Origin of the sequence: Rothia sp. HMSC069C01 (genome assembly GCF_001814655.1) — a bacterium.
Taxonomy (GTDB): Bacteria; Actinomycetota; Actinomycetes; order Actinomycetales; family Micrococcaceae; genus Rothia; species Rothia dentocariosa.
Genome location: NZ_KV817408.1, coordinates 1 through 23,596, shown reverse-complemented (window position 1 = coordinate 23,596; position 23,596 = coordinate 1). Strand labels below are relative to the sequence as shown.

The window sequence follows — 23,596 nt, the reverse complement described above, 5'->3', positions numbered from 1 at the left end:
CTATACGGCGCCCGATAGCGCATCTATAATGGTGGGCATGTCTGAAAACCTATCTTCCGAATCCCGTTATGCTTCCGGTGTCGCGCTGGTGAATGTCGTGGCTGCCGGGAATGAGGCTGGGACCGTGCTCGATGCTTGGTTCCCTGCCCCCTCGCTAACCCAGACCCCCGACCTTTCTCTCGCCGATGAGCTGGATGCGCTCGTCGCCGACCACCCCGAGCGTAACGCCCGTACTGAGGTGCGCACTGCATCCATCAACCTGGATGAGGCCCCCGAGGACGCGGTCGATGCTTACCTGCGCCTGCACTTACTTTCGCATACGCTGGTACGCCCGAACAGCATCAACCTGGACGGACTGTTCGGCAAGCTGGCAAACGTGGCGTGGACGAATCACGGACCGGTGCTCGCCAGCGAGTTTCAGAAACTTGCGCTGGGGCTTCGTAAGCTCGGGCACCTGAGTGTGAGCCATATCGATAAGTTCCCGCGCTTGGTGGATTATGTGGTTCCCGCCGGGGTGCGTGTGGGCGACGGCGACCGCCTGCGTCTGGGCGCGCATCTGAGTCCCGGTACCACGGTCATGCACGAGGGCTTCGTAAATTTCAATGCGGGCACCTTGGGTACGTCGATGGTTGAGGGGCGCATTTCCCAAGGCGTTGTTGTGGGCGACGGTTCCGATGTGGGCGGCGGCGCCTCTACCATGGGGACGCTCTCTGGCGGCGGCACGCAGCGCGTCTCGATTGGTGAACGTTCCCTGCTGGGTGCGGAGTCGGGTATCGGCATCGCGCTCGGCGACGACTGCGTGGTGGAAGCCGGTCTGTATGTGACCGCCGGATCGCGCGTGAGCGTGCTCATTCCGGGCGAGGAACCGCGCGTAGTCAAGGCCGCTGAGCTTTCGGGGGTCTCAAACCTACTGTTCCGCCGCAATTCGGTCTCGGGTGCAATCGAGGTTCTGCCGCGTGCCAAGAACACCGTGGAACTCAACGATGCGCTGCACCTGAACTAATGCCACTCCCCTAAATTTTTTACATGAAAAGTCGCCTATTGGTCTCATATGTTCGACCGGTGGGCGGCTTTTCGGCATAAAAAGTATTCACAAAAGTCACGCGGATCAGGGCTAAGTGATACAGATGGTTTTCAAACGTGAAATACGCGAAAAACCTCCAGGTCAGCATACCGTTAAGACATACACAACACAGCCTCACAGGCCACGGAAAATCCGGCATGCGCATCGTGGGCGGGCTACTATATTAAGCGACGTTATCACGGGGTGAGCACTCACCCAAACACCATGAGGAAGCACGGGCAAAGCCTCGCGCCTTCCGCGAAAGGACAATGATGAAGGTTCTCGTCACCGGTGGCGCCGGTTACATTGGTTCGCACACCGTTCTTGAACTCCTCAATGCAGGGCACGAGGTTGTCGTCATGGATAACCTGTCGAATTCCTCCGAAACTTCCCTGCAGCGTGTTGCCGAGCTCGCCGGTCGCGCGCCCGAGTTCCATAAGGTTGATCTGCTGGATTTTGAGGGTATGAAGAAACTCTTCCTCGAAATCCGCCCGGATGCGGTTATCCACTTCGCAGGATTGAAGGCAGTGGGTGAATCAGCAGAGAAGCCGCTGTGGTACTACCAGACGAATGTCGCCGGTACCCTGAACCTGCTCTACGCTATGGATGCCGCAGACTGTCGTTCTATCGTATTCTCATCGTCCGCAACCGTGTACGGTGAGCCCGAATCCATGCCGCTCATCGAGAAGCTGAATATGGATGCACAGTCCTGCTACGGCCGCACCAAGGAACATATCGAAGACATGCTCGTAGACTTGGCGGCTTCCGATGACCGCTGGAATATCGCTCTGCTGCGCTACTTCAACCCCGTGGGTGCGCATGAATCCGGGCGTATCGGTGAGGATCCTTCGGGTATTCCCAACAACTTGGTGCCATTTATCGCTCAGGTTGCAGTCGGTCGCCGCGAGCATCTGAACGTATTCGGCAACGACTACCCCACCGTCGACGGCACCGGTGTGCGCGATTACATTCACGTCGTCGATCTTGCCGATGGTCACCTTAAGGCGCTGGATTACATTAGCGAGCACGGCGGTCTGCACACCTGGAACCTGGGTACCGGGAACGGATACTCGGTGCTTGAGGTGCTGCATGCCTTCGAGAAAGCCTGCGGTAAAGAGTTGCCCTATAAGATCGTGGCGCGCCGCCCCGGTGATGTTGCTGTCTCCTATGCCGATCCTTCCTCGGCACTGGCTGATCTGGGGTGGAGCGCATCCCGAGATATTGACACTATGGTGCGCGATCACTGGAACTGGCAGAAAAATAACCCGAATGGTTACGATGCCTAGCCAACTGCCTCGTTAAGAGGTTCCTAAGTCGGGTGTCTTATGCAAACTTATGCATAAGACACCCGACTTTTATATTTTTAACTCTACGTAAGTACACCTGAAGTACAATAAAAACAACATAAAGTATTGCGTGAGATTCATATATTTACATGGTATTTATTGCTTTTATATGGCTTCTATTTCGAGTCACCAAAACTATAACTATGCACAGAAGATAAATTTTTCAATAATTTTTACAGAAAACCCGGCAGCTGTTACATACCCGTTACAAACCTGACGTAAGCTAGAATCTCATTCGTTTTATGAAACCCACGTCATAGATGCATCTCACATGAAAGGGTTATCACCGTGACACAGGCATCTGCACCCGCAGAAAAACCACTCGTAGAGCTCAACGAGGTCAATAAATATTACGGCACCAACCACGTGCTCAAGAACATCAATTTAGCGGTCAATAAAGGCGAAGTTATCATCCTTCTCGGTCCTTCCGGTTCCGGCAAATCAACCCTCTGCCGAACCATCAACCGCCTCGAAACTACTTCCTCTGGCTCTATACATATCGACGGAAAAGAACTGCCCAAAGAAGGTCGCGAGCTCGCCAAGCTGCGCGCAGAAGTGGGTATGGTTTTCCAGTCCTTCAACCTCTTTGCGCACAAAACCATCCTTGATAACGTGACGCTAGGCCCGCGCCGCATCCGCAAACTCTCCAAAGAACAGGCCGAAGCCGAAGCTATGGAACTTCTCGCCAAAGTTGGGGTAGATTCCCAAGCCGAGAAAATGCCAGCCCAGCTTTCGGGCGGTCAGCAGCAGCGCGTCGCCATCGCCCGCGCTCTCGCGATGAAGCCCAAGGTCATGCTTTTTGACGAGCCCACCAGTGCACTCGACCCCGAGATGGTGAACGAAGTGCTCGATACCATGGTCTCCCTCGCCCGCGACGGCATGACCATGATCGTCGTAACCCACGAGATGGGATTCGCCCGTAAAGCCGCCGACCGCATCGTCTTCTTGGCGGACGGCGAGATTGTTGAAGAAGCCACTCCGGATGAATTCTTCACCAAACCCAAGAGCGAGCGCGCCCGCGACTTCCTCTCCAAGATCATCGACCACTAGGGGGTGTGCCATGAAAAAATCATTCTTTAACCGCGCCGCCACCAAGTTTTTCGCCGCAAGTACCGCAGCTGCGCTTGCCCTCGGTTTCACGTTGACCGGGTGCTCCAGCGCCTCGGACTCTAAACCTAAGATTCGCATCGGCATTAAGTACGATCAGCCTGGCTTGGGCTACCAGGACGGTCAGGATTACACCGGTTTTGACGTAGATGTGGCGCGCTACATTGCTGGTAAACTCGGCTATTCGGAAGATCAGATCGAGTTCGTAGAGTCCCCCAGTGCTAACCGTGAGAATATGCTTTCCAACGGTCAGGTCGATATGATTCTGGCGACCTATTCCATTAGCGACAGCCGTAAGAAGAGTGTTGATTTTGCCGGTCCGTACTACGTTGCCGGGCAGGATTTGCTCGTACGCGCCGATGAAACGAGCATTACCGGACCCGATAGCCTGAACGGAAAGAACCTATGCTCGGTGACCGGTTCGACCAGCGCCAAAAAAATTCAGGATACCTACGCCAAAAACGTGAACCTGGTGAAGCAGAATAGTTACTCGGACTGCGTGGTCGCACTTAACGGCGGCGTGGTAGATGCGGTGACGACCGACGATATTATTCTTGCGGGTCTTGCCGCGACTAAGGCAAATAAGGGCAAACTCAAGCTGGTTGGCAAAACATTCACCACTGAGAAGTACGGTGTTGGTCTGCCTAAGGGTACCGATAAGTGTGAAGCCATCAATAAAGCTATTAACGAGATGGTAGAAGACGGCACCTGGGAGAACCTGGTGAAGAAGCACACGGACGGCACCGGCTACAGCTACAACACCGAAAAGAATCCGCCAAAACCTTCGGCGTCCTGCGCTTAGGCACGGAAGAGAGGAAAACGATGTCATTCTTTGACCAACTCGGCGCTCTCTTCGCCAAATACGATGTGTTGGGCGCGTTCTGGGTGAATATTCAGCTAACGTTCTGGGCCGCGATCGGGTCTTTCGTACTCGGTGCGATCCTAGCGCTGATGCGTATCAGCCCGGTCCCCTCGCTACGCTGGGCGGGTACGATCTATGTACACTTATTCCGCAACACCCCGCTGACGATTCTGATGACTCTAGCGTTACTGGGCGTGTGGACACAGTTTCAGCTGTCGTTCTCGACCGATTTTGAGACGAACTTCTTCGTGTACGCCGTGATCGTGCTGTCGATCTATCACGCATCTTTTGTATGTGAGGCAATCCGTTCGGGTGTGAACACGGTTCCCACCGGTCAGGCGGAGGCGGCTCGTGCCATTGGCCTCGGCTTCATGGATACTGCGCGCATGATTATTTTTCCGCAGGCGTTGCGCGGCTCCATCACTCCACTGGGCAATACGCTCATTGCGCTGGCGAAGAACACGACGGTCGCATCGGTAGCATCCGTTGCCGAAGCCTCAGGCATGATGAAGTCCATGATTGAGTTCGATGCGAATATGGTTTTAGCGATCTTCCTGATCTTCGCACTGGGATTCGTGGCGATTGTGGTGCCTCTAGGCATCCTGACCACCTGGTCCTCACGTAAATTGGCGGTGAAGCGATGAAATTCTTTAATTCTGATGTAACCACAAGCACCACTGTCCTCTTCGACGCTCCCGGCCCCCGTGCGAAGGCTCGCACCCGTGTCTTCAATATCGCGGCGATTCTGGTTTTTATCGCGTTCGCTGTCTATGTGCTGAGCGTGATGGGCGCTAAGGGTCAGCTTGAGGCAGAAAAATGGACCGACCTCTTCACCGCAAAAGCTTGGGGTTCCTACTACATGCCCGGTCTTGTTTCAACCCTGCAGGCGGCGGGTATTTCGGTAATTACCTCTATCGCTTTCGGTGTTGTCTTCGGCATGGCACGTCTAGCGCAGAACCGCGTGCTTCGCTGGTTCGGCACCATTGTAGTTGAGTTCTTCCGTGCCGTTCCGGTGCTGATGATGATGATTTTCTTCTGGCTGTTCCTCAGCCGGTTCAGCTGGATTAACCCCTCACAGCTGCCGTTCCTCGCGGTCGTAATCGGTTTGACCTTCTATAACGGATCCGTGATTGCAGAGCTGCTGCGTTCGGGTGTCAAACAGCTGCCGCGCGGCCAGGGCGAGGCGGGTCTAGCAATCGGGCTGACCCCCGGTCAGACCCTCCGCACGATTCTTATGCCCCAGGCATTCAACTCCATGATGCCTTCGATGCTCAGCCAGTTTGTGGTGATCCTCAAGGACACCGCGCTCGGGTACATTATTTCCTACCCCGAGCTGCTGGCATCTGCACGACGCATCGGCTCGGGTGACGGCAACGTGCTACAGACCCTTCTGTTGGCGGCGGCGCTCTTCGTCATCGTGAACTTCGCGCTCACGGCGCTGGCAACCTGGCTGTCCTCGTTCCTCGCCTCGCGTACTTCCTCGAAAGTTCGCAAGGTGGACTTGGTTCCCGGCGAGGTCGATAACCCGAATCCGCCCACCCTCCAGATGTTCTTGCTCCCCGGCAAACGCAAATAATCGGAGGTGCGCATCCGGTATAGAAGATGCCCGGAACTTCCTGCACTGGGGGTTCCGGGCATCTTTGTTTCTCAGGCGGTATTTATTCTCTTACGGCATTTCCTATCCCAGCGCTCGCCGTAAGACGCTCGGCCGCCTTCGCAATATCCTCATCGGATGCGGTCAGCGCGATACGCACATACCCGGCGCCGTCTTCACCGTAGAAGACCCCCGGTCCCGCAACGATTCCCAGCTTGGCCAAACGTTCGATAGATGCCCACGTATCCTCACCGAAAGTGGTCCACAGGTACAGCCCAGCCTCAGAGTTTTCGACGCGCCCGCCTGCGGCGGTAATAGCTGCGAGAAGCTCTTCCCGGCGCGCGCGGTACTTATTTTTCTGCGCCGCCACATGGGCTTCATCTCCTAGGGCAGCAATCAGCGCACGCTGCACGGGTGCGGGAACAATCATCCCGGCGTGCTTGCGGGAGTTGATGAGGTTAGGCATAAGCTGCGCATCACCCGCAATAAACGCGGCACGGTACCCCGCCAGGTTCGACTGTTTTGAGAGCGAATATGCGGCGAAAAGCCCGGTAAAGTTGCCGTCGCATACGCGGGGATCAAGAATAGAGGGCACCCGCTGACCGCCGCGAGCTTCATCCCACGCGCCCCAGCCGAGTTCCGCATAGCATTCATCGCTGGCTACCACAGCGCCAATATCACGTGCCTGCCGCACAATCTCGCGAAGCTCAGCAACATCACGCACCACGCCGTTCGGGTTGGCGGGCGAGTTCACCCACACCAACCGCACGCGCCTGCGCACATCTTCGGGCAGCTCATCAAGCGAATCTGCGGGCACGGACTGCGCGCCAGCGAAGCGCGCCCCTATATCGTAGGTTGGGTACGCCACGCGTGGGTAAACCACCACATCGCGCTCTTGAGTGCCGGGGTCAGTTCCTAGTCCCAGTAGAAACGGAAGCCACGCCACAAGTTCTTTGGAACCGACCGTGGGCATCACCTGGTCGGTGCTTAGCCCGGTGACCCCGCGGCGGCGTGCAAACCAGTCCACGATCGCTTGGCGCAGTTCAACAGTTCCGTGCGTGGTCGGGTATCCGGGGGCGTCGGATGCTGCGGCAAGCGCATCCTGAATCAGCTGCGGGGTGTCATCGACCGGGGTGCCGATGGAGAGGTCTATGGTCCCACCCGGATGTTCGGCAGCAAGTTTGCGGTAGGGAATAAGGGTTTCCCAGGGGTATTCGGGTAGATCTAGACCGTAGGCACGCATGGTTCTCCTTGTGCGGCGTTGTAAACCGGCAGATACCGGCTGTTCTTTCGTGCGTAGTCATTGTATCGCGCGTTTGAGTGCTGAGGATACGGCAAAGCCCCCGTTCCCAGCGTGCGAGATTCGGAGGCTTTAGCCTGTCTTAAGTTTTCAACGTAAGGGTGCGCCGAATGCGCCAGCTACTCCCCCTGCGGTGGTAGGGCGGCGATGAAGGGTACGTCTTTACCGGTTGGTCCCATCTTTGCGGCGCCGCCGGGTGAGCCGAGGTCGTCGAAGAATTCGGCGTTGGCGGTAATGTATTCGGACCATTCTTCGGGTACGTCATCTTCATAGTAGATAGCCTCGACGGGGCAAACGGGTTCGCAGGCTCCGCAGTCCACGCATTCATCGGGGTGGATATACAGTGTGCGGTCACCCTCGTAGATGCAGTCAACGGGGCATTCCTCAACGCAGGCGCGATCTTTCACGTCTACGCAGGGCAGTGCAATTACGTAAGTCATGGGTGCCTTTCTAAACCTAGCAGCGTGTGCCTGCCCTGTAATCCTGCAGGGTCGTCGTCCGGCGCACGTTATCACGAGGGTTATGACCTCGTGGAAGTCTGTGTATAAGTCTAGCTTGCACAGGGCATTTAAGCAGATTTTCGTGTCGTAGCAGACAGCCATAATACGACCCTTAGCCGGTATTTTTTAGGCTAGGCTTTCCTGCGAGCAAATATTATTTACCCTAGTCAAAGCCAAGAAATTAAAATAAATACTCTTGAAAGTTATATTCATCACAACATTTTTCGTGACGCCTCTATGTCATTCTTTAGCTTCATCACAGCTTATGGTGCAGTGCGCGAAGAATTATTAAGCGTTTGAGCTCGGCGCGCTTTCTCTTCGGCCCTGCGATGGCGCAAATGGACCTGCCGCGGGGTGTTATAGAAGGCGTTTCCTTCTTTGGTACGGGTAAAGACGAAAAAGGCAAGCAGAGAGATAACGGGCGTACCCAAAAGCCATAGTGTGCCGTATAAACCAATCGGCGGGTAGTCCGGGTTTACCAGTACGAAGGGCGAATCCGGGCGCATAAAGGCAAGCGCATATATCACCAGGAATGCGAAGGCACCGGTGATAACCGTTGCCCCGCCGCGACGTAGCGAGAGAGAAGCCCACAGCGATGCAAAAAATACGGTAGCGAAGCCGAACACGAGCCCGACAGGAAGCGGAGTTTCGCCCGTATACATGACCCAGGCGTGGTAGATTGAGCCCGCAATACCTGCGAGGGTTCCCAGAAGAATGCACGTTATCAGAAGCGATACGATGCCTGCCTGCGTGGGGGTTTCGGGAATTTTGCGCTGTGCGTTACCGTCGAGCAGGCGGTAGGTTTCAACCGCCGAAATTTTCTGCTCTACCTTGTTTGAGAATTCAAAGGTGGTGTCCCCGGTGACCACGATCTGCGTTCCGTGGGCTTTCATCGCTTCACGTTTGGCCTCGACTGAGCCGGTGATAGCGCATTGTTGGCGCGCATCCTGTTCTGAGAATTCTCCTTCAATGCCCCAGGTCAGTATGGGGCGGTCGTTACTATCGCCCAAGATTTTGAGTGCTTCAAGCACAGCCTGGTGAGTGCGCACATGGTCGGGGTGCCCGTAGCCACCGTCGAGGTCATAGGTGATCAGAACATCAGGCTTAATATCGCGAATGGCATTAGCAATAGCCTCGGCCTGCGGGGCAATCGGCTGGGCGGTCAAGGAATCTTCACTCGCCTTCGGGTTCGCCACCGGTTTACCGTCTTTGCCCCACGCCATGCCGGAATCACGGTAGATGTTGAGCGCGCCCGGCGCCGTGGCGGGTTCCTCTCCCAGGAAGAAACGCTTGCGCACACCCAGCTTTGCCGTCGCGTTGTTGAGCTCAACGGTTCGGTACTCCCCCAGTGCCTCGCCGTTGTCGCTGTTGCCGGGTTTGCCCACTTCAAGATGTTGCAGCTTCGGCGGAATGACTTCTCCCATTTCGCCTCGGGTGAGGGTCAGCAAATGCACCTTGGCGCCCTTCTTGGCGTAGTACGCCATCGTTGCGCCTGTTGCCGTGGTCTCGTCGTCTGGATGCGCGTGTACGAACAACATCACTGCCTCGGAGGGCGTGTAGCCGCTCGGCAGTAGGTCGCGTTTCGCGTTTTTCATCAGGTGTTCCCCCTGGACGGGGTACTGCGGCGCGGAAGTTTCAGGCATAGTGTCAGGTGACCTTCTGTCAAAGAACAGTTCTTCTATATCTTAAACCACAACCGGGAGCGGTACGGTTATCGTGGCTTGTCATGACGACAAACGCCTGTACTGCTCCCGGCGGTTAGCTATGCTTGTGTGCCCTAGTTGGCGCGGGCACGGCGGCGGAATTCACGCACGCGTTCGTTCGCATCCAGAATAACCTTGCGGATGCGAATAGCTTCGGGGGTGACCTCCACACATTCGTCTTCGCGGGCGAATTCGAGGCATTCTTCCAGCGTGAGCTTCTTGGGCGGGGTCAGATTCTCGAAGCTGTCTGCGGTGGAGGAACGCATATTGGTCAGCTTCTTTTCCTTGGTGATATTCACTTCCATATCGTCTGCACGAGAGTTCATGCCCACGACCATACCCTCGTATACTTCGGAGGTCGGTTCCACGAAGAAGGTGCCGCGTTCCTGCAGGTTAATCATGGCGTAAGGGGTAACCACACCGGCACGGTCGGCGATCATTGAGCCATTGGTGCGGTACTCAATATCGCCAGCCCAGGGTTCGGGGTCGATCGAGTACGACGACGAGATACCGGCGCCGCGGGTTTCGGTGAGGAACTGGGTGCGGAAGCCGATCAGGCCGCGCGCGGGTACCGCGAATTCCATGCGCACCCAGCCGGTGCCGTGGTTCGACATGTTCTCCATGCGCCCCTTACGTGCCGCCATCAGCTGGGTTACGGCACCCAGGTGCTCTTCGGGCACATCAATAATCATGTGTTCCATCGGTTCGTACAGTTTGCCGTCGATGGTTTTGGTGACTACCTGCGGTTTACCCACGGTCAGTTCGAAGCCCTCGCGGCGCATCTGCTCCACCAAAATAGCGAGGGCGAGTTCGCCGCGGCCCTGAACTTCCCAAGCATCCGGGCGCTGGGTGGGCAGAACCTTGATGGAGACGTTACCGATAAGCTCGCGGTCAAGACGGTCCTTGACCTGGCGTGCGGTCACCTTCGCGCCCTTGACCCGGCCCGCCATCGGAGAGGTGTTAATACCGATGGTCATGGAGATCGCCGGGTCGTCCACCTTAATAAGCGGCAGCGGCTTGGGGTTTTCGGCGTCGGTCAGGGTTTCACCAATGGTAATGTCTTCGATACCGGCGACCGCCACGATTTCGCCGGGACCTGCTTCTTCGGCGGGAACACGTTCGAGCGCCTTGGTTGCCAGCAGCTCGGAGATACGCACGTTTTTAATATTGCCGTCTTGGCGTGCCCAGGCGACGGTCTGCCCCTTCTTGAGGGTGCCGTTGAAGATACGCACGAGCGCCAGACGGCCCAGGAACGGCGAAGAGTCAAGGTTGGTCACATGCGCCTGCAGCACCTCATCAGGGTTGTAGGTGGGGGCGGGCACATGCTCGATAATGGTCTTAAACAGCGGTTCCAAATCGTCATTATCGGGCAGGGCGCCGTCGGCGGGTTGGTTCAGCGATGCGGCACCGGCTTTGCCGGAAGCATAGACGACCGGCACATCGAGCACGCTGTCGAGGTCAAGGTCGGGCACCTCCTCGGACAGGTCCGATGCCAAGCCGAGTAGCAAATCCATGGTTTCGCTGACGACCTCGTCGATGCGCGCATCCGGGCGGTCCACCTTGTTCACCACCAAAATGACGGGCAGCTTCGCGGCGAGTGCCTTGCGCAGCACGAAGCGGGTCTGCGGCAGCGGGCCTTCAGAGGCGTCCACGAGCAGCACCACGCCATCGACCATAGAAAGGCCGCGTTCGACTTCGCCGCCGAAGTCGGCGTGTCCGGGGGTATCGATCACGTTGATGGTGATAGTTTCACCGTTCGCGGAGGGTCCATCGTAGAACACGGTGGTGTTCTTCGCGAGGATGGTAATGCCTTTTTCCTTTTCAAGGTCGCCGGAGTCCATCACGCGGTCTTCGACGTCTGCGTGCGCCGAGAACGCGTGGGTCTGCTTGAGCATCGCATCCACGATGGTGGTTTTGCCGTGGTCAACGTGTGCCACGATCGCCACGTTGCGCAAATCAGGGCGCGAAGCGGTGTTTTCAGACATGCGTAATTTTTCTCGCTTAAATCTAGGGAATACTAGGGGCACGCCGCGTTAGATGCGTGAACTTAAATACGCAACGCGGATATCAGTGCGTGCATGCCCGAGCGTTCTCGTGCGGGCGCGCCAAAACGCGCCTCTGCCTCGGGCTTACCTATCCAGTGTACCACTTGCCCTAGTTTGTCTTGGGCGCAGGTTTTAGTCGGCTTCGACTCAGCACCCGGCATTTTTCTCGTGCAGCCAATCGTCCAACATGCGGCGGGCGACCGCGTTCGTGCCAGGAAGCTCCAGTTTGGGCACTCCTTGTTTCTGGCGTATAGCTTCAGATTCGGTGATAGCCTGCGCCAACTCGGGCGCGGTGAACCAGCGTGCGGCCCGGATTTCTCCGTCCAGATGTTCCACGGGTTGGGTGTCATCGACCGTTACCCGGTAGCAGATCATGAGCGAGCGCGGGAAGGGCCACACATCGCTCATGCGGTAGTCAAGGTTGAGAGCCTGCAGCCCGGTTTCTTCATAGACTTCGCGGGCTACTGCCTGTTCCAGGTTCTCGCCGGGATCCACGAACCCGGCGATGAGGGCGAAGCGGTTTTCGTGCCAGAGCCGGTTATTCGCCAACAGCACCCGTTCGCCGTCGCGGCTGAGGACGAGCGCCATAACCGCCGGTTCGATGCGCGGGAATACGAGCTCGCCGGATGCGGTGCGCCGCACCTGGCGTTCCCCGTCGATCAGCGCGGGATCTCCCGAGTACGCGGAATACTCCATTTCAAGAAGGTAGTCGCGCTTGGCAAGGGCGGCGGCGTAGCGGGCGCGCCCGGCGGGGTCTTTGTGCACGGGGTAGAAACGGAACCCGTTCTGCGATGCGGTGATGAGCGCATCCGTGTTAGTTCGGGAGAGATCTTCCGCGAGCGCGAGCAGTTCTTCATCCTCCAGGTAGGCTGCATGGTAATCGGCGCCTTCCCGGTCGGCGGGCTTTCTAAATTTAGGTTCCAGGCTGGTTTCGATGATGGTGTTTTGTGGCGCTTCAGGCAGGTAATGAACGGTTCCGTCACGGTTCATAAGGGTTTCTCCACGTCGAGAAATAACCAGGTAAAGATTCTGCTGCACGCTCATGGTTTCCACTCTACCGCATGCGGCCTTCACTCCCCCGCCTATGCGGCCTGATATGCCTAAAATCTGCCCGAAATCTGCGCACGTGATGCGCCCCCGCTCATCTGACATAAGCGAGGGCGTATCTCTGCGGTCTATTCACGTGCCTGGTGCTCTGGGGTTATGAACCTGAGCGACCTTCCGGCTTCCACCCTGCGGCGAGAGCACGCTCATATATTGTCTCTGCGAGGGTATGTTCGAAGGCTTTGGTGAGGTGGTTAGTATCCGCGTACACGTATACGTTGCCGATGACCGAGCGGCATAGACCGTCCGGGCAGTAGATATCCTTCAAATCGAGCAGATAGGCTCCACGGTCTGCATATTTCTCGAAAATTGGTGCGGCGGGATTATCACCATATTTCTGCTCAATGGGTTCAGAACAGCTGCTCTTATCCCCCTGAGCCCTAATCGCACACACATACATGTCTTGAGCAAATCGCGGGTTATCGCGCAGACCGATCACCTGGATGCCCGCATCAGTGAAGACGCGCAGGGTTTCGTCGAGGTTGGGGTCTGCGGTCTCGGCATCAGCGCTTGTGTCGGTCGTGGTTGCGATAATCACTACGGTCGTCGGCTTAAGGCGCAGAATTTCTTCCGTGGCTTTCTGTGAGAACGCGATACAGCGTTTCTTACGGTCGTTGAGATAGCCCTCGGGGGCTGCGAATGGGTAAGGGCATCCTGTCTCTAGAAGGTTCATCTGATTGGTGCCGGTGCGCTGGGCAATAGGCTCGAACGCAGCCGTCATCTGTAATGCGTGCGAGCTACCAACAACAATGGTGAGGGGTGCCGAATCGTCCCCATTCTGTTTGACGGCGCAGGATGTATTCAGAGATTCATGCACGGGGGTAAAGGGTGCGGGGCATCCCTCTCCCCAGTCAGCGAGCATGCCGTAGATGGGGATATCCTGCGGAATAGGCTTTGATACGCGCGACATTTGGTCCGTGCCGACTGCTCGGGCGCCTGGATATGTTGCCTCATCATTTTTCACCAGCTCTTCAGTATTCTGGATCACGGTTATATCGCGTTGCTGTGCCCAGGCGCGAACGCTCAGAACAGGAGCTCCGATCACCAGCAGAATCACGAGTATATAGGCGAGCTGATTCACCCAAAGAGTGGGGGTGAAAATCGTGGTCACGCGCAGTTTTGAGACCGTTTTATCAAGAAATACGCCGGATCGGCTGCGCAGCGGCTTCTCGATGTAGGTGCTCAAAACCCATGCCAAACCGATTGAAACGGCGATAATCACCGTGCCTTCCAGAAAATTCACGCGAGGTTTATTAACCGCAGCGCTGTAGAGCACGAGCAGGGGCCAGTGCACTAGGTACAGGGCGTAAGAAATATTGCCCAAGCTTTGCAACGGCGTGGAGACTAGCAGACGGTCGATCGCGAATTTATGGTCGGTGCGCCCGGCGATCATCACCAGCGCGCCGGAGAGCACGGGCCACAGCGCCAGGTAGCCAGGGAAAGTTCGTTCAACCGGTAAAACAGCGCCGCAGGTGACTAGTCCCAGGGCGCCCACCCATCCCATCACCACGCGGGTTCTCACATGGTGCGGCTTCCATTTCAGCGTCATCGCCGCAAGCAGGGTACCAATCGCAAACTCCCACAGGCGGGTGCGGGTATCAAAATATGCGTAGGCGGAAATCTGCTTTGTCTCCCAGATTGAGAAGGCAAACGAGGTCATGAATACAGTGCCGAATACCGTTACCGCCGCGGGTACGGGCTTGAAGCGTACCCGATGCACGAGAAACGCAGCCACCGCGAAAAGTATCGGCCAGAGCAGGAAAATTTGTCCCTGAATCGAGAGCGACCAGAAATGCTGGAAGGGCGATTTATCGCTTATACCCTGAGCAAAATAATTGACCGCACCGTTCGCCAAGTTCCAATTCTGGTAGTAAAACAGCGAGGCTTGGGCATCAACAGCGCGCGCGTTCCAATACAGTGCTGGCAAGATAGTTAAGGAAGCCGCAAGAGTCAACACGATCACCACGGCTGCGGCAGGCAACAGGCGCGCGAACACATGAGTCCAGTAGGCCAGCAGGTTCAGCGGTTTGCCCTCGTTGATTTTCCGCATGAACGAGAGCGAAAGCAAGAAAGCCGAGATGAAGAGAAAAACATCCACACCGCCGGAGACTTTGCCGATCCATACGTGGTAAAGCACCACGAGAAGCACGGCGAAGGCGCGCAAACCCTGAATTTCGGGGCGGAATCCGCGAGAATCTAGGAACGATTCATACGGCGGAGTATGCTCTGCAGCGGGTACACGAATTCCCTGCAGCGGGTTTATAGGCATAAACAATATCCTGGAGTGAATGTGTGAGTTATGAGTGAGTTTTCATGATGCACTGCGCCGTCGAGAATTTCCACGCACGCTATGCGAAAAGCCAGCATCGCTCGTGCCCGCATTACCGGATGCACCGAGGCAGGTCTATAAAGACGTCCCCAGTCTACCACCGGTATTCTCCCAAATGTACGCACGTTTTCGTGTACATTTAGGGGACGGTTTGCTAACCCTTGAGGGCACCCTGAGGATTCGTAAAATCTCCCCTCCAATGCGCGCCGTTCATGGGATAATGCCTGGCGGGAATTATGCACCGCACCCAAACGTTGTGGTCACCAAAAGCGCAAGAACGCGCAAAACCTTCAGGTAAACGCCTGTATAAAGGTGACATCACCGGGTTGAAAGAGAGAAAATAAGAACCATGACTATTACGAACCCGACGACCACCAGCGCGTGGTCAGCACTAACCCAGCACAAAGCATCGCTCACTCCGAATTTGCGAGCCTGGTTCGAGCAGGATCCTTCCCGCGCCCAGAAATTTAGTTTTGATGCCGCAGACCTGCACGTAGACCTCTCGAAGAACCTCATCACCGAAGAGACCGTGCAGCTTTTGCTCAAACTCGCCGAAGAGGTGAACCTCGCCGAACGCCGCGATGCTATGTTCACTGGCGAACACATTAACGTGACCGAGGACCGCGCGGTTCTGCACACCGCGCTGCGCCGCCCCAAAGGCTACTCCCCCGCCCTCATTGTTGATGGGCAGGATGTCGATAGCGATGTTCACGCCGTTCTGAACAAGATTTACGCTTTTGCCGATCGTGTGCGTTCGGGCGAGTGGACCGGCGTGAGCGGCAAGCGCATCGAGACCGTGGTGAATATTGGTATTGGCGGTTCTGACCTTGGTCCCGTGATGGTGTACGAGGCGCTTAAGCCTTACGCCGATGCCGGGATTTCCGCACGGTTCATCTCAAATATCGACCCGACCGATGTTGCCGAAAAAGTTTCTGATCTTGACCCCGAAACTACCCTGTTCATCGTTGCTTCGAAGACCTTCGGCACCCTAGAAACCCTGACCAACGCTCGTGTGGCGCGCGACTGGCTGCTCACCGCGCTTGGCGAGGCGAACGCCCTGCAGGGAAAAACCGCAGAAGAAGCCGTGGCTCAGCACTTTATCGCCGTTTCAACCGCGCTCGATAAGGTTGCTGCCTTCGGCATTGACCCCGAAAATGCCTTCGGCTTCTGGGACTGGGTAGGCGGTCGCTACTCCGTAGACTCGGCGATCGGTACCTCGCTGGCCATCGTCTTCGGCCCGAAGGTATTCGAAGAATTCCTCGCGGGCTTCCACGCCATGGACGAGCACTTCCGCACTGCGCCCTTTGAAAAGAACGTGCCCGTACTCATGGGCTTGCTTAACGTATGGTACGTGAACTTCTTGGGTGCCGAAACCCACGCGGTTCTACCCTACGACCAGTACCTGCACCGTTTTCCCGCCTATCTGCAGCAACTTACCATGGAGTCCAACGGTAAATCCGTGCGCGCCGACGGTTCCTTCGTGGACTACTCCACGGGCGAGGTTTTCTGGGGCGAGCCCGGCACCAACGGTCAGCACGCTTTCTACCAGCTTATCCACCAGGGCACCCGCCTTATCCCTGCGGACTTCCTGGCCTTCGCCAACCCGGCTCACCCCACCAAGGATGGCGAGCAGGATGTGCACGAGCTCTTCCTCGCAAACTTCTTCGCACAGACTCAGGCGCTCGCCTTCGGCAAGACCGAGGATGAGGTACGTGCCGAAGGTACCGCCGAGCATGTGGTAAACGCCCGTATCTTCAGCGGCAACCGTCCTTCGACCTCTATCATGGCCTCCCGTCTGACCCCGCGTGTGCTGGGCGAGCTGATTGCCCTCTATGAGCACATCACCTTTGTGCAGGGTATCGTGTGGGGTATCGATTCCTTCGACCAGTGGGGCGTCGAACTCGGCAAGAAGCTGGCGCTCGATCTGGTGCCCGCTATCAAAGGCGACCGCGAGGTTCTGGCACGCCAGGATTCTTCGACCGCATCCCTGATCGACTACTACCTTAAGCACCGCAAGTAGCAGTGTCTTAAGCTAATATGCGCGGTGCCCCCGATGAATGTCTGATCGGGGGCACCGCGTTTTAACCGCCGCTTTCACTCGTCTTCCCAGTTCTACGGCATGAATGAGCCTACATAACCTTGAGGGTATCGCGCACCAGCTCCACCACGATGCGCGCAACCACCGCCTCAGGCAGAGTCGGCACCGATTCGCTCTCTACTCCCCCAGCATCGGCATGTGCAGTAAACGTTGTCTGTGCGTCAGAGGGCTCATGATCGACTTGCGTGGCGGGAATATGCACAAACCCCGCAGGAATCCGCCGCCCCTGGCGTTCCAGAATACGGTGTACCTCATAAAATACGTGGTTGCACACATAAGTTCCGGCGGTGTACGAAATCTCAACCGGTAGCCCCACACCGCGCAAACGCTCATAGCTTGCCCGCACCGGCAGGGTCGAAAAATACGCTTCGCGTCCATCCGGGGTAATCGCCTCATCCACACGCACCACACCGTCATTATCCTCAATATCGGCAGAATCCAGGTTGATGGCGACCTTCTCAAAACTCACCTTATCCCGCCCGACTGCCACGCCCAAGCTGAGCACCACATCCGGGCGAATATCGGTCAGCATCTCCCCTAAAGCTTCTGAAGAACCCGCATAGCTCACCGGAACCTCACGGGTTACAACCCGTACCGTAGATTCGTCGGCAAGTACATCAGCCACCTGCCGCGCTGTTACCCCGCTCGGGTTCACGCTCACGCCGGGAAACGGGCCGAAATAGGTGATGAGAAGGGTCTTTGTCATCGTTGTCCTTTACACGTCGTCGGGTACCCTAGAGGTATGGCACGCACACACCGTCACAAAGAAGAACCCGTTTTTCTTCTCCAGGATACCCCCGATGCCCTGCGCGAAATCGGCGTTGATGATGAGCAGGAGGCGCTAGCCGCTGTTCGTGAACCCGCACAGGCGTTAGAAGGTGCCTCGTTCCTTCAGGCGGTGGGGCGGTTTTACCGTTTCTATACGCTCGGTCGCGGGCATGCCAGCCGCTCCGAAGTGCTGTGGGCATTGCTCTATTTGACACTCACCACTGGCGCGGTACTGGGGTTGACGGTCTATCTGGGCATGCTCTCAGAAGACCCTCACATGGAGTCCCTGATTCGGGTTCTCTATATGCTTATGATGACGCTCACGCCCGTATGGATTATTGTGCATATTCTGCCGCTTTCTTCGCTTCTGAGCAGGGCGCGCGGTAAAAACTAGACGCGTCCACGCCCCCCCCTACCGACGGGTGATGCAAAAACGCCCGCAGCGCTCAGGCCACGGGCGTGTAAGTAGTTGGTTTCTCCAGAGCTTCCGGGCTATTTCCCAAGCACCTTCATAAGCTCTTCGGGAGTGTCAACAACAATCAAACGTTCCAGGTATGAAGGGCGCAAAAGCTCAGTGCTAGCCATATATTGCATCGCCTCAACGAGCTTATCCCAGTACCCATTAACATTCAGGAGCGCCACAGGCTTCGTGTGAATCTTGAGGAATTGCCAGCTAAATACCTCGAAAAATTCTTCCAAGGTTCCGGGGCCACCGGGCATCGCAACGAAGGCGTCGGCCTTATTAATCATGGCGATCTTACGCTGATGCATGGTATCGACAATATCGAGGGTTGTCTGCCCGGGGTACACGCCCTCCCACTCCACGAGCTGGTGGGTGACCACGCCGTAGACTTTGCCGCCCGCATCCAGGGTCGCGCCCGCGACGGTTCCCATCAGACCGGTGCGTCCGCCTCCATAAACTACCCCCACGCCACGTTTTGCGCATAGGGTTCCCAACTCACGGGCGCAGGCGGCAAAATCGGGGTCATTGCCCATAGTAGCTCCGCAATACACGGCAAGGTTAAAACTATCTCTCATGTTCTGCTTCTTTCATCGGATGCGTTCATACACGCGACGGTGCGCGGAACGCGTGCGTCAACGTAAAATTTTTACGGGTGATTTATCCCTATGCACCCTACCGCCCCCGCGCAGCCGAGCGCAAGCCTTATCGCTCATATCGCGCATATTTTCAGCGGATTCACAGCGGCACCGATGGCGTTTCGCCAGGACTTATTCTGCAGATAAGCGGGAATATACACTCAGTGTTCAGAGGTGCCTGATCGGTATAGTCCGCTGCGGGGTCTACCCAACGTAATTCAGCAATTTCGGCATGCGGGCTCAGCTGCTCAAGTATCTTTTCCTCTTGCGGATGCGGCATATATTCAAAAGTTTCGGCACGTACCACGAATCCGCTTTCGTTCAGGGCGGGGGCGTCAAACTTGCCAAGGTACACCATCTGGGCAGGATCCGGTGCAAATCCCAGCTCTTCAGTAACCTCACGCACCGCCGTATACAAGGGGCTCTCCCCCGCATCGGGTTTACCTCCGGGCATCATAAACCCATGTGAGGCGGCTTTACGCACGGTCAGTACGTGCCCGGCGTGATTGCGGATTACCACTGCAGAAACATGCACAATTCTCTGTGCCGTATCAATTGCTGAATGTTCATCAACCATCTTTCTACAGTAGCTTATGTACAGCGCGTATCAGCCAAAATTTCAGAGGCTCTTCAGCCGGTCTATGAGGTAATCACGCAGAATGACCGCGTGGTTGCAGGTAGGGCTCTTAGCGCCGTACAAAAGCGTAACGCGAGAGGACTGGAGCTTCTGCGCACCCGCAACCATACGCTCAAGCTCGGGGTACACCTCTGAATTACTGTCAAGCTCGTTCAGATAGCGTTGTTTGAAGGATTCAAAATTCTCTGGTTTATGCCCAAAATCTCGGCGAGCCTCCGTCGAAGGAGCTAAGTCCTTCGCCCATTCATCAAGATGAGCCTTATCTTTTGAGACTCCGCGCGGCCAAAGCCTATCAACGAGTACCCGGTATCCGTCATCCGGGGAAGGCTCTTCATATATGCGCTTAATAACTATATCCATAGTGCCAATCCTACGCCGGAGAATCTGTCTGGTACACCTAACGTTAAGATAGGTGACCCGCCAGGATATGTACATTATCGATGTATGACTACATGCTCTATATATATGATATTTTTCCGGACGAAAGTATTTTCTAATTTTATTGTGGAGTATATATAAAAATTTTCATCATCAAAAGAAAATACTGCCACGTCTAAATCCCCAGCTTTAGTGCGTTCACATCAATTCCTGCACGGGCAGGCTTAGACCCCCGCCGTGCCTCTACCCTAAACACGCTACGGGGGTCTTATCCTAGCTTGAGCATTCATGTCTGTGCTTTTTCCCAGAGGGCACATCCCCTGAAAACAGTGAGTGCTTCAAACGAATCTATACATCCCCGACGATACCTTACGGGGTATTCTCATAGAGCGCTCACATGAGGCTTAACCGATCGTAAACCTACGCATGCACGAACCAAAGGTCAGGAAGCTTCATATCGTACATAAGAGAAGGTTCACAATAGTGAACGTTCTATGTCTTTACAAACATACCCTGCTCACAACACGGAGGTAAAGCATTTCGGGCAAACTTTATTATATCTTTATATTTACCCACGGAGTTGAAACATATATACCGTTAAAAATGATACTACCGCATAATAGTTTACCGTGAAACTCTTTATCAAAATGTGATTTTATAGCAATAAAACCCGCCGGGGAATACCTCACGATATTCCTCCGGCGGTATTTTTATTGATAATTCCGTTCGCCGAAATTACTTGCCCGTTTTAACCTCAAGACCCGAGACGTCCACCTGTTCCAGCGGAATCAAACGGTCGCGGGTTACGATAGCGTGAATAGCCCAAACTGCCACAAAGACCGGCAGGCCTATATATGAGCTCATCACGCCCACCCAGTCTCCCGCAAGGATCGCCTCGTAGTTCTGCCCACCGATCACCAGCAGACACATAATGAAGGCAATAATCGGCCCCACCGGGAAGAAGGGCGCCGTATAGGGAAGGTCGTTAAGGTTATGCCCCTGCCGCATATATGCACGGCGGAACCTATAGTGTGCCACCGCGATACCAACCCAGGTAATGAAACCGGCTAGACCCGAAACATTGACTAGCCACAGGTAGGCCGCATCCGGCGAAATAACGGAGGCGATAAATCCGACAGCTCCCACGGCGGAAGTTGCCATGAGAGCGGGCATCGGCACGCCCCCCTTATTGACCTTCGTGAAAATCTTGGGAGCTTTGCCCTCCTGCGCGAGGGAGAACAACATGCGTGCCGAAACATAGAGGCCCGAGTTACCTGCAGAGAGCACGGCGGTAAGAATCACGGCGTTCATCGCTGCAGCGGCGAAGGCAATACCAGCGCGTTCAAAGATAAGGGTGAAGGGAGAAATGTTAATATCGCCTTCGGCTGCGGTGAGCAGATTCGGATCGGTGTAAGGAATAAGGAATCCTATAACCACCATGGCACCGATATAGAACAGCATGATGCGCCAGAATACGCTGGTGAGTGCGCGCGGCACATCGCGACGGGGGTTCTTGGATTCTCCGGCGGCAATACCGATCATCTCGGTACCCTGGAAGGAGAACCCGGCGACCATGAAGATAGAGAAAATAGCGACGGGCCCGCCTACAAAAGGAGCTTCGCCCGTGGTCCAGTTTGAGGTACCCGGTGATGCGCCTCCGAGAACCCCGAAGATCATCGCGATTCCCGCGATCAAGAACACGATAACGGTGACCACCTTAATAGTGGCAAGCCAGAATTCGCCCTCACCGTAGGCTTTGGCGGAAAGAGCATTAAGCCCCGTCAAGAGAACTAAGAAGATGCCCGCCCACACCCATGAGGGAGTTTCAGGAAGCCAATACTTCATCACTTCCCCGACCGCTACGAGTTCGGCCGCGACGGTGATTGCCCAGTTAAACCAGTAGTTCCACCCCATGGCAAACCCGAAGGATGATGAAACGTAACGGGTCGCGTAGGTTTGAAACGAACCTGGGACGGGCAGATGCGCTGCCATCTCACCCAGAGACTGCATGAGGAACAGCACCATAATACCGATCAGCCCGTAAGCAACGATAGCGCCGCCCGGCCCGGCGGTAGAGATAGTTTTACCAGATGCAACAAACAGACCGGTGCCGATAGCGCCGCCGATGGCGATCATCTGCATATGACGTGCAGAAAGACCGCGTTTCAGATCAGTATCTGCGGCAGCATCACTCGCATCCGATGCTGGCGAAGACTGTTGTGAAGTTTGTGCCATTGTTTTCTCTCTATTCTGAAACTTCCCAGATATGCGGGTGTCACACAGCCATCAGCTTTCTTATGGTGTTCCCTCAATATCTAAGCCGGAAGATCCTATGTACGTATCCTCTGAAGAAACGCCGTTACGGCATCCTGAAGTATTTCTAATGATGCCTAAATTTTTCTAATCAAGCTCTAATACTACATCTCTCATACGTGCTACGCCACTTCGAAAGCTGTATGTGCGCTGCCCCCCATCTAGGCAATAACCGTCTTTACGCACAAAAACGGGGTGGATACCTCATGAGAGAGATACCCACCCCGAATTTGTAACCTCTATAACGACAATTCGTCGTTAATTAGGCCTTGTTGCGGCGAGTCAGCAGAACCACAAGTCCGGTCATCAGGGAGAGCAGACCCAGCCCAGCGGCGAACAGAACGCCACTGACACCGGTGTGTGCCAAGCTTCCTGACTTCTGGGAGCTCGCGGAGCTACCGTTGTCTGCCTGAGTGGCCTGGTTAACAGCTGCGTTGCCGCCGCCGTTCACCTGTGCGGAACCGCCGTTGCCGTTATCGCCAACGAGGCCGGCGCCACCGCCATTAACATTGGGAGCATTGCCGACGAGGCCGGCGCCGCCACCATTGTTATTCTCAGAACCGTTGCCAACAAGACCGGCACCGCCACCATTAACATCTTCAGAAGCATTGGTGTTCACGGCCTCGCTACCGCGGGATACCGCGCCAGCGTTGAGGTCAATATCGACATCGTTGCTGATGGTCACAGTACCCTGATGCTGGGGAGCCCGGTTGTCACCGGTCTGACCCAAACCACCCCGACCGTTGTCGGAATCGTTATCAGCAGTCAGACCCAGTCCGCCATGATCTTGATGACGCTGCTGCTCCTGGAGGATTTCGCCTTCAGAAGTGCGAGTGTAGCTCTCGCTCAGCTGACCGAACTGTGCACCCTGGCTTTCGCTTCCGGTAGCCTGTTCAGTTTCGGTGGTGGTGTTGCCACCAACCTGACCGAGACCGCCCTGACCAGTGGTGTCAGGAGCTACCGACTGCGGGGTATCACCAGTCTGACCCAAACCGCCCTGACCATTAGGTGCGGGCGTATTTCCAGCATTACCTGGGGTGTTAGGAGTAGCGTTATCGCCTACCCAACCAAGACCGCCGTGACCGTTAGGTGCAGGCGTTACGGCATTATTTTCCCCAGGAGTTACCTGAAAAAAATTACCGCCGCCTTGGAAGCAGTCGTCACCGCCGTTGCCCCACTGACCCCAGCCGGGAACGGTTGCGCCAAAGTCCCAGCCACCTTGGTAGTGACCGTTGAGGTTGAAGTCACCTTCGTAGTAGCCGCCGCCACCGATGTTCCAGTCGCCACCACCCTTGTTGTTATCGGGGAGGCTGGGATCGGGGGTACCAGGCTGACCAGGCTGGCCGGGCTC

General features: G+C 55.9%; 19 protein-coding genes and 1 pseudogene. 8 read left to right on the top strand and 12 right to left on the bottom strand.

What is annotated here, in order from left to right; genetic code table 11:
* Nucleotides 1-28 precede the first annotated feature (28 nt).
* The 6 genes from dapD to HMPREF2981_RS06910 all read left to right on the top strand — a co-directional run bounded on the left by dapD (nt 29) and on the right by HMPREF2981_RS06910 (nt 5,954).
* Nucleotides 29-1,003 (top strand): 2,3,4,5-tetrahydropyridine-2,6-dicarboxylate N-succinyltransferase, encoded by a 975-nt coding sequence (gene dapD / locus HMPREF2981_RS06935; protein ID WP_004005121.1) that lies wholly within the window; start codon nt 29-31, stop codon nt 1,001-1,003.
* 332 nt (nt 1,004-1,335) lie between these two features.
* On the top strand, nt 1,336-2,349 hold the full coding sequence (galE, locus tag HMPREF2981_RS06930; protein WP_037231082.1) for a UDP-glucose 4-epimerase GalE: 1,014 nt from the start codon (nt 1,336-1,338) through the stop codon (nt 2,347-2,349).
* 348 nt (nt 2,350-2,697) lie between these two features.
* On the top strand, nt 2,698-3,459 hold the full coding sequence (locus HMPREF2981_RS06925; protein ID WP_004005123.1) for an amino acid ABC transporter ATP-binding protein: 762 nt from the start codon (nt 2,698-2,700) through the stop codon (nt 3,457-3,459).
* Nucleotides 3,460-3,469: 10 nt separating this feature from the next.
* Entirely contained in the window at nt 3,470-4,318 is an 849-nt protein-coding gene (locus HMPREF2981_RS06920; protein ID WP_004005124.1) for a glutamate ABC transporter substrate-binding protein, read from the top strand.
* A gap of 20 nt (nt 4,319-4,338) precedes the next feature.
* Entirely contained in the window at nt 4,339-5,022 is a 684-nt protein-coding gene (locus tag HMPREF2981_RS06915) for an amino acid ABC transporter permease (protein ID WP_004005126.1), read from the top strand.
* The gene (locus HMPREF2981_RS06910; protein WP_004005127.1) at nt 5,019-5,954 is read left to right on the top strand and encodes an amino acid ABC transporter permease; all 936 of its coding nucleotides are present in this window, start codon (nt 5,019-5,021) and stop codon (nt 5,952-5,954) included. The genes HMPREF2981_RS06915 and HMPREF2981_RS06910 overlap by 4 nt, the downstream gene beginning before the upstream one ends.
* Nucleotides 5,955-6,036: 82 nt before the next feature.
* On the opposite strand, the gene dapC is transcribed toward HMPREF2981_RS06910, so the two are convergent.
* From dapC to HMPREF2981_RS06880, 6 genes are all read right to left on the bottom strand, one after another.
* Entirely contained in the window at nt 6,037-7,215 is a 1,179-nt protein-coding gene (gene dapC, locus HMPREF2981_RS06905; protein ID WP_004005128.1) for a succinyldiaminopimelate transaminase, read from the bottom strand.
* 176 nt (nt 7,216-7,391) lie between these two features.
* Nucleotides 7,392-7,712: a ferredoxin gene (fdxA, locus tag HMPREF2981_RS06900; RefSeq protein WP_004005129.1), complete on the bottom strand. Its 321-nt coding sequence runs from the start codon at nt 7,710-7,712 to the stop codon at nt 7,392-7,394.
* 323 nt (nt 7,713-8,035) lie between these two features.
* On the bottom strand, nt 8,036-9,415 hold the full coding sequence (locus tag HMPREF2981_RS06895) for a PIG-L family deacetylase (protein ID WP_037231084.1): 1,380 nt from the start codon (nt 9,413-9,415) through the stop codon (nt 8,036-8,038).
* Nucleotides 9,416-9,549: 134 nt separating this feature from the next.
* Nucleotides 9,550-11,460 (bottom strand): translational GTPase TypA, encoded by a 1,911-nt coding sequence (gene typA / locus HMPREF2981_RS06890; protein ID WP_004005132.1) that lies wholly within the window; start codon nt 11,458-11,460, stop codon nt 9,550-9,552.
* A 207-nt stretch (nt 11,461-11,667) separates the two neighbouring features.
* Nucleotides 11,668-12,564 carry an NAD(+) diphosphatase gene (locus tag HMPREF2981_RS06885; RefSeq protein ID WP_050749219.1) on the bottom strand — a complete coding sequence of 299 codons (897 nt, stop codon included), beginning with the start codon at nt 12,562-12,564 and terminating at the stop codon, nt 11,668-11,670.
* Nucleotides 12,565-12,721: 157 nt separating this feature from the next.
* Nucleotides 12,722-14,893, bottom strand: a complete 2,172-nt coding sequence (locus tag HMPREF2981_RS06880; protein WP_004005135.1) for an acyltransferase family protein — start codon at nt 14,891-14,893, stop codon at nt 12,722-12,724.
* A gap of 409 nt (nt 14,894-15,302) precedes the next feature.
* Between HMPREF2981_RS06880 and pgi the strand changes: the two genes are divergently transcribed.
* Nucleotides 15,303-16,973 (top strand): glucose-6-phosphate isomerase, encoded by a 1,671-nt coding sequence (gene pgi, locus HMPREF2981_RS06875; RefSeq protein WP_004005136.1) that lies wholly within the window; start codon nt 15,303-15,305, stop codon nt 16,971-16,973.
* Nucleotides 16,974-17,082: 109 nt separating this feature from the next.
* On the opposite strand, the gene HMPREF2981_RS06870 is transcribed toward pgi, so the two are convergent.
* Nucleotides 17,083-17,757 (bottom strand): pyroglutamyl-peptidase I, encoded by a 675-nt coding sequence (locus HMPREF2981_RS06870; protein ID WP_070661887.1) that lies wholly within the window; start codon nt 17,755-17,757, stop codon nt 17,083-17,085.
* A gap of 36 nt (nt 17,758-17,793) precedes the next feature.
* Between HMPREF2981_RS06870 and HMPREF2981_RS06865 the strand changes: the two genes are divergently transcribed.
* Nucleotides 17,794-18,213 (top strand): hypothetical protein, encoded by a 420-nt coding sequence (locus HMPREF2981_RS06865; protein WP_048754168.1) that lies wholly within the window; start codon nt 17,794-17,796, stop codon nt 18,211-18,213.
* Nucleotides 18,214-18,311: 98 nt separating this feature from the next.
* Here the strand turns inward: HMPREF2981_RS06865 and HMPREF2981_RS06860 are convergent, their stop codons facing one another.
* From HMPREF2981_RS06860 to HMPREF2981_RS10895, 5 genes and pseudogenes are all read right to left on the bottom strand, one after another.
* Nucleotides 18,312-18,857: an LOG family protein gene (locus tag HMPREF2981_RS06860; protein ID WP_004005139.1), complete on the bottom strand. Its 546-nt coding sequence runs from the start codon at nt 18,855-18,857 to the stop codon at nt 18,312-18,314.
* Nucleotides 18,858-19,017: 160 nt separating this feature from the next.
* Nucleotides 19,018-19,494 carry an NUDIX hydrolase gene (locus tag HMPREF2981_RS06855; protein WP_013397498.1) on the bottom strand — a complete coding sequence of 159 codons (477 nt, stop codon included), beginning with the start codon at nt 19,492-19,494 and terminating at the stop codon, nt 19,018-19,020.
* A 42-nt stretch (nt 19,495-19,536) separates the two neighbouring features.
* Nucleotides 19,537-19,914 carry a DUF488 domain-containing protein gene (locus HMPREF2981_RS06850; protein WP_004005141.1) on the bottom strand — a complete coding sequence of 126 codons (378 nt, stop codon included), beginning with the start codon at nt 19,912-19,914 and terminating at the stop codon, nt 19,537-19,539.
* Between the two features lie 753 nt (nt 19,915-20,667).
* Nucleotides 20,668-22,167 carry an amino acid permease gene (locus tag HMPREF2981_RS06845; protein ID WP_070661885.1) on the bottom strand — a complete coding sequence of 500 codons (1,500 nt, stop codon included), beginning with the start codon at nt 22,165-22,167 and terminating at the stop codon, nt 20,668-20,670.
* Nucleotides 22,168-22,507: 340 nt separating this feature from the next.
* Nucleotides 22,508-23,596, bottom strand: a pseudogene (locus HMPREF2981_RS10895) (hypothetical protein); the annotation flags it as partial.

Bases quoted from the DNA above. Each gene is read 5' to 3' on its own strand.
- HMPREF2981_RS06885 (WP_050749219.1), bottom strand. From the start codon at position 12,564: ATGAGCGTGCAGCAGAATCTTTACCTGGTTATTTCTCGACGTGGAGAA.
- galE (WP_037231082.1), top strand. From the start codon at position 1,336: ATGAAGGTTCTCGTCACCGGTGGCGCCGGTTACATTGGTTCGCACACC.
- HMPREF2981_RS06860 (WP_004005139.1), bottom strand. From the start codon at position 18,857: ATGAGAGATAGTTTTAACCTTGCCGTGTATTGCGGAGCTACTATGGGC.
- dapC (WP_004005128.1), bottom strand. From the start codon at position 7,215: ATGCGTGCCTACGGTCTAGATCTACCCGAATACCCCTGGGAAACCCTT.
- dapD (WP_004005121.1), top strand. From the start codon at position 29: ATGGTGGGCATGTCTGAAAACCTATCTTCCGAATCCCGTTATGCTTCC.
- fdxA (WP_004005129.1), bottom strand. From the start codon at position 7,712: ATGACTTACGTAATTGCACTGCCCTGCGTAGACGTGAAAGATCGCGCC.
- HMPREF2981_RS06880 (WP_004005135.1), bottom strand. From the start codon at position 14,893: ATGCCTATAAACCCGCTGCAGGGAATTCGTGTACCCGCTGCAGAGCAT.
- HMPREF2981_RS06850 (WP_004005141.1), bottom strand. From the start codon at position 19,914: ATGGATATAGTTATTAAGCGCATATATGAAGAGCCTTCCCCGGATGAC.
- typA (WP_004005132.1), bottom strand. From the start codon at position 11,460: ATGTCTGAAAACACCGCTTCGCGCCCTGATTTGCGCAACGTGGCGATC.
- HMPREF2981_RS06910 (WP_004005127.1), top strand. From the start codon at position 5,019: ATGAAATTCTTTAATTCTGATGTAACCACAAGCACCACTGTCCTCTTC.
- HMPREF2981_RS06855 (WP_013397498.1), bottom strand. From the start codon at position 19,494: ATGGTTGATGAACATTCAGCAATTGATACGGCACAGAGAATTGTGCAT.
- HMPREF2981_RS06870 (WP_070661887.1), bottom strand. From the start codon at position 17,757: ATGACAAAGACCCTTCTCATCACCTATTTCGGCCCGTTTCCCGGCGTG.
- HMPREF2981_RS06865 (WP_048754168.1), top strand. From the start codon at position 17,794: ATGGCACGCACACACCGTCACAAAGAAGAACCCGTTTTTCTTCTCCAG.
- HMPREF2981_RS06920 (WP_004005124.1), top strand. From the start codon at position 3,470: ATGAAAAAATCATTCTTTAACCGCGCCGCCACCAAGTTTTTCGCCGCA.
- HMPREF2981_RS06915 (WP_004005126.1), top strand. From the start codon at position 4,339: ATGTCATTCTTTGACCAACTCGGCGCTCTCTTCGCCAAATACGATGTG.
- pgi (WP_004005136.1), top strand. From the start codon at position 15,303: ATGACTATTACGAACCCGACGACCACCAGCGCGTGGTCAGCACTAACC.
- HMPREF2981_RS06895 (WP_037231084.1), bottom strand. From the start codon at position 9,415: ATGCCTGAAACTTCCGCGCCGCAGTACCCCGTCCAGGGGGAACACCTG.
- HMPREF2981_RS06845 (WP_070661885.1), bottom strand. From the start codon at position 22,167: ATGGCACAAACTTCACAACAGTCTTCGCCAGCATCGGATGCGAGTGAT.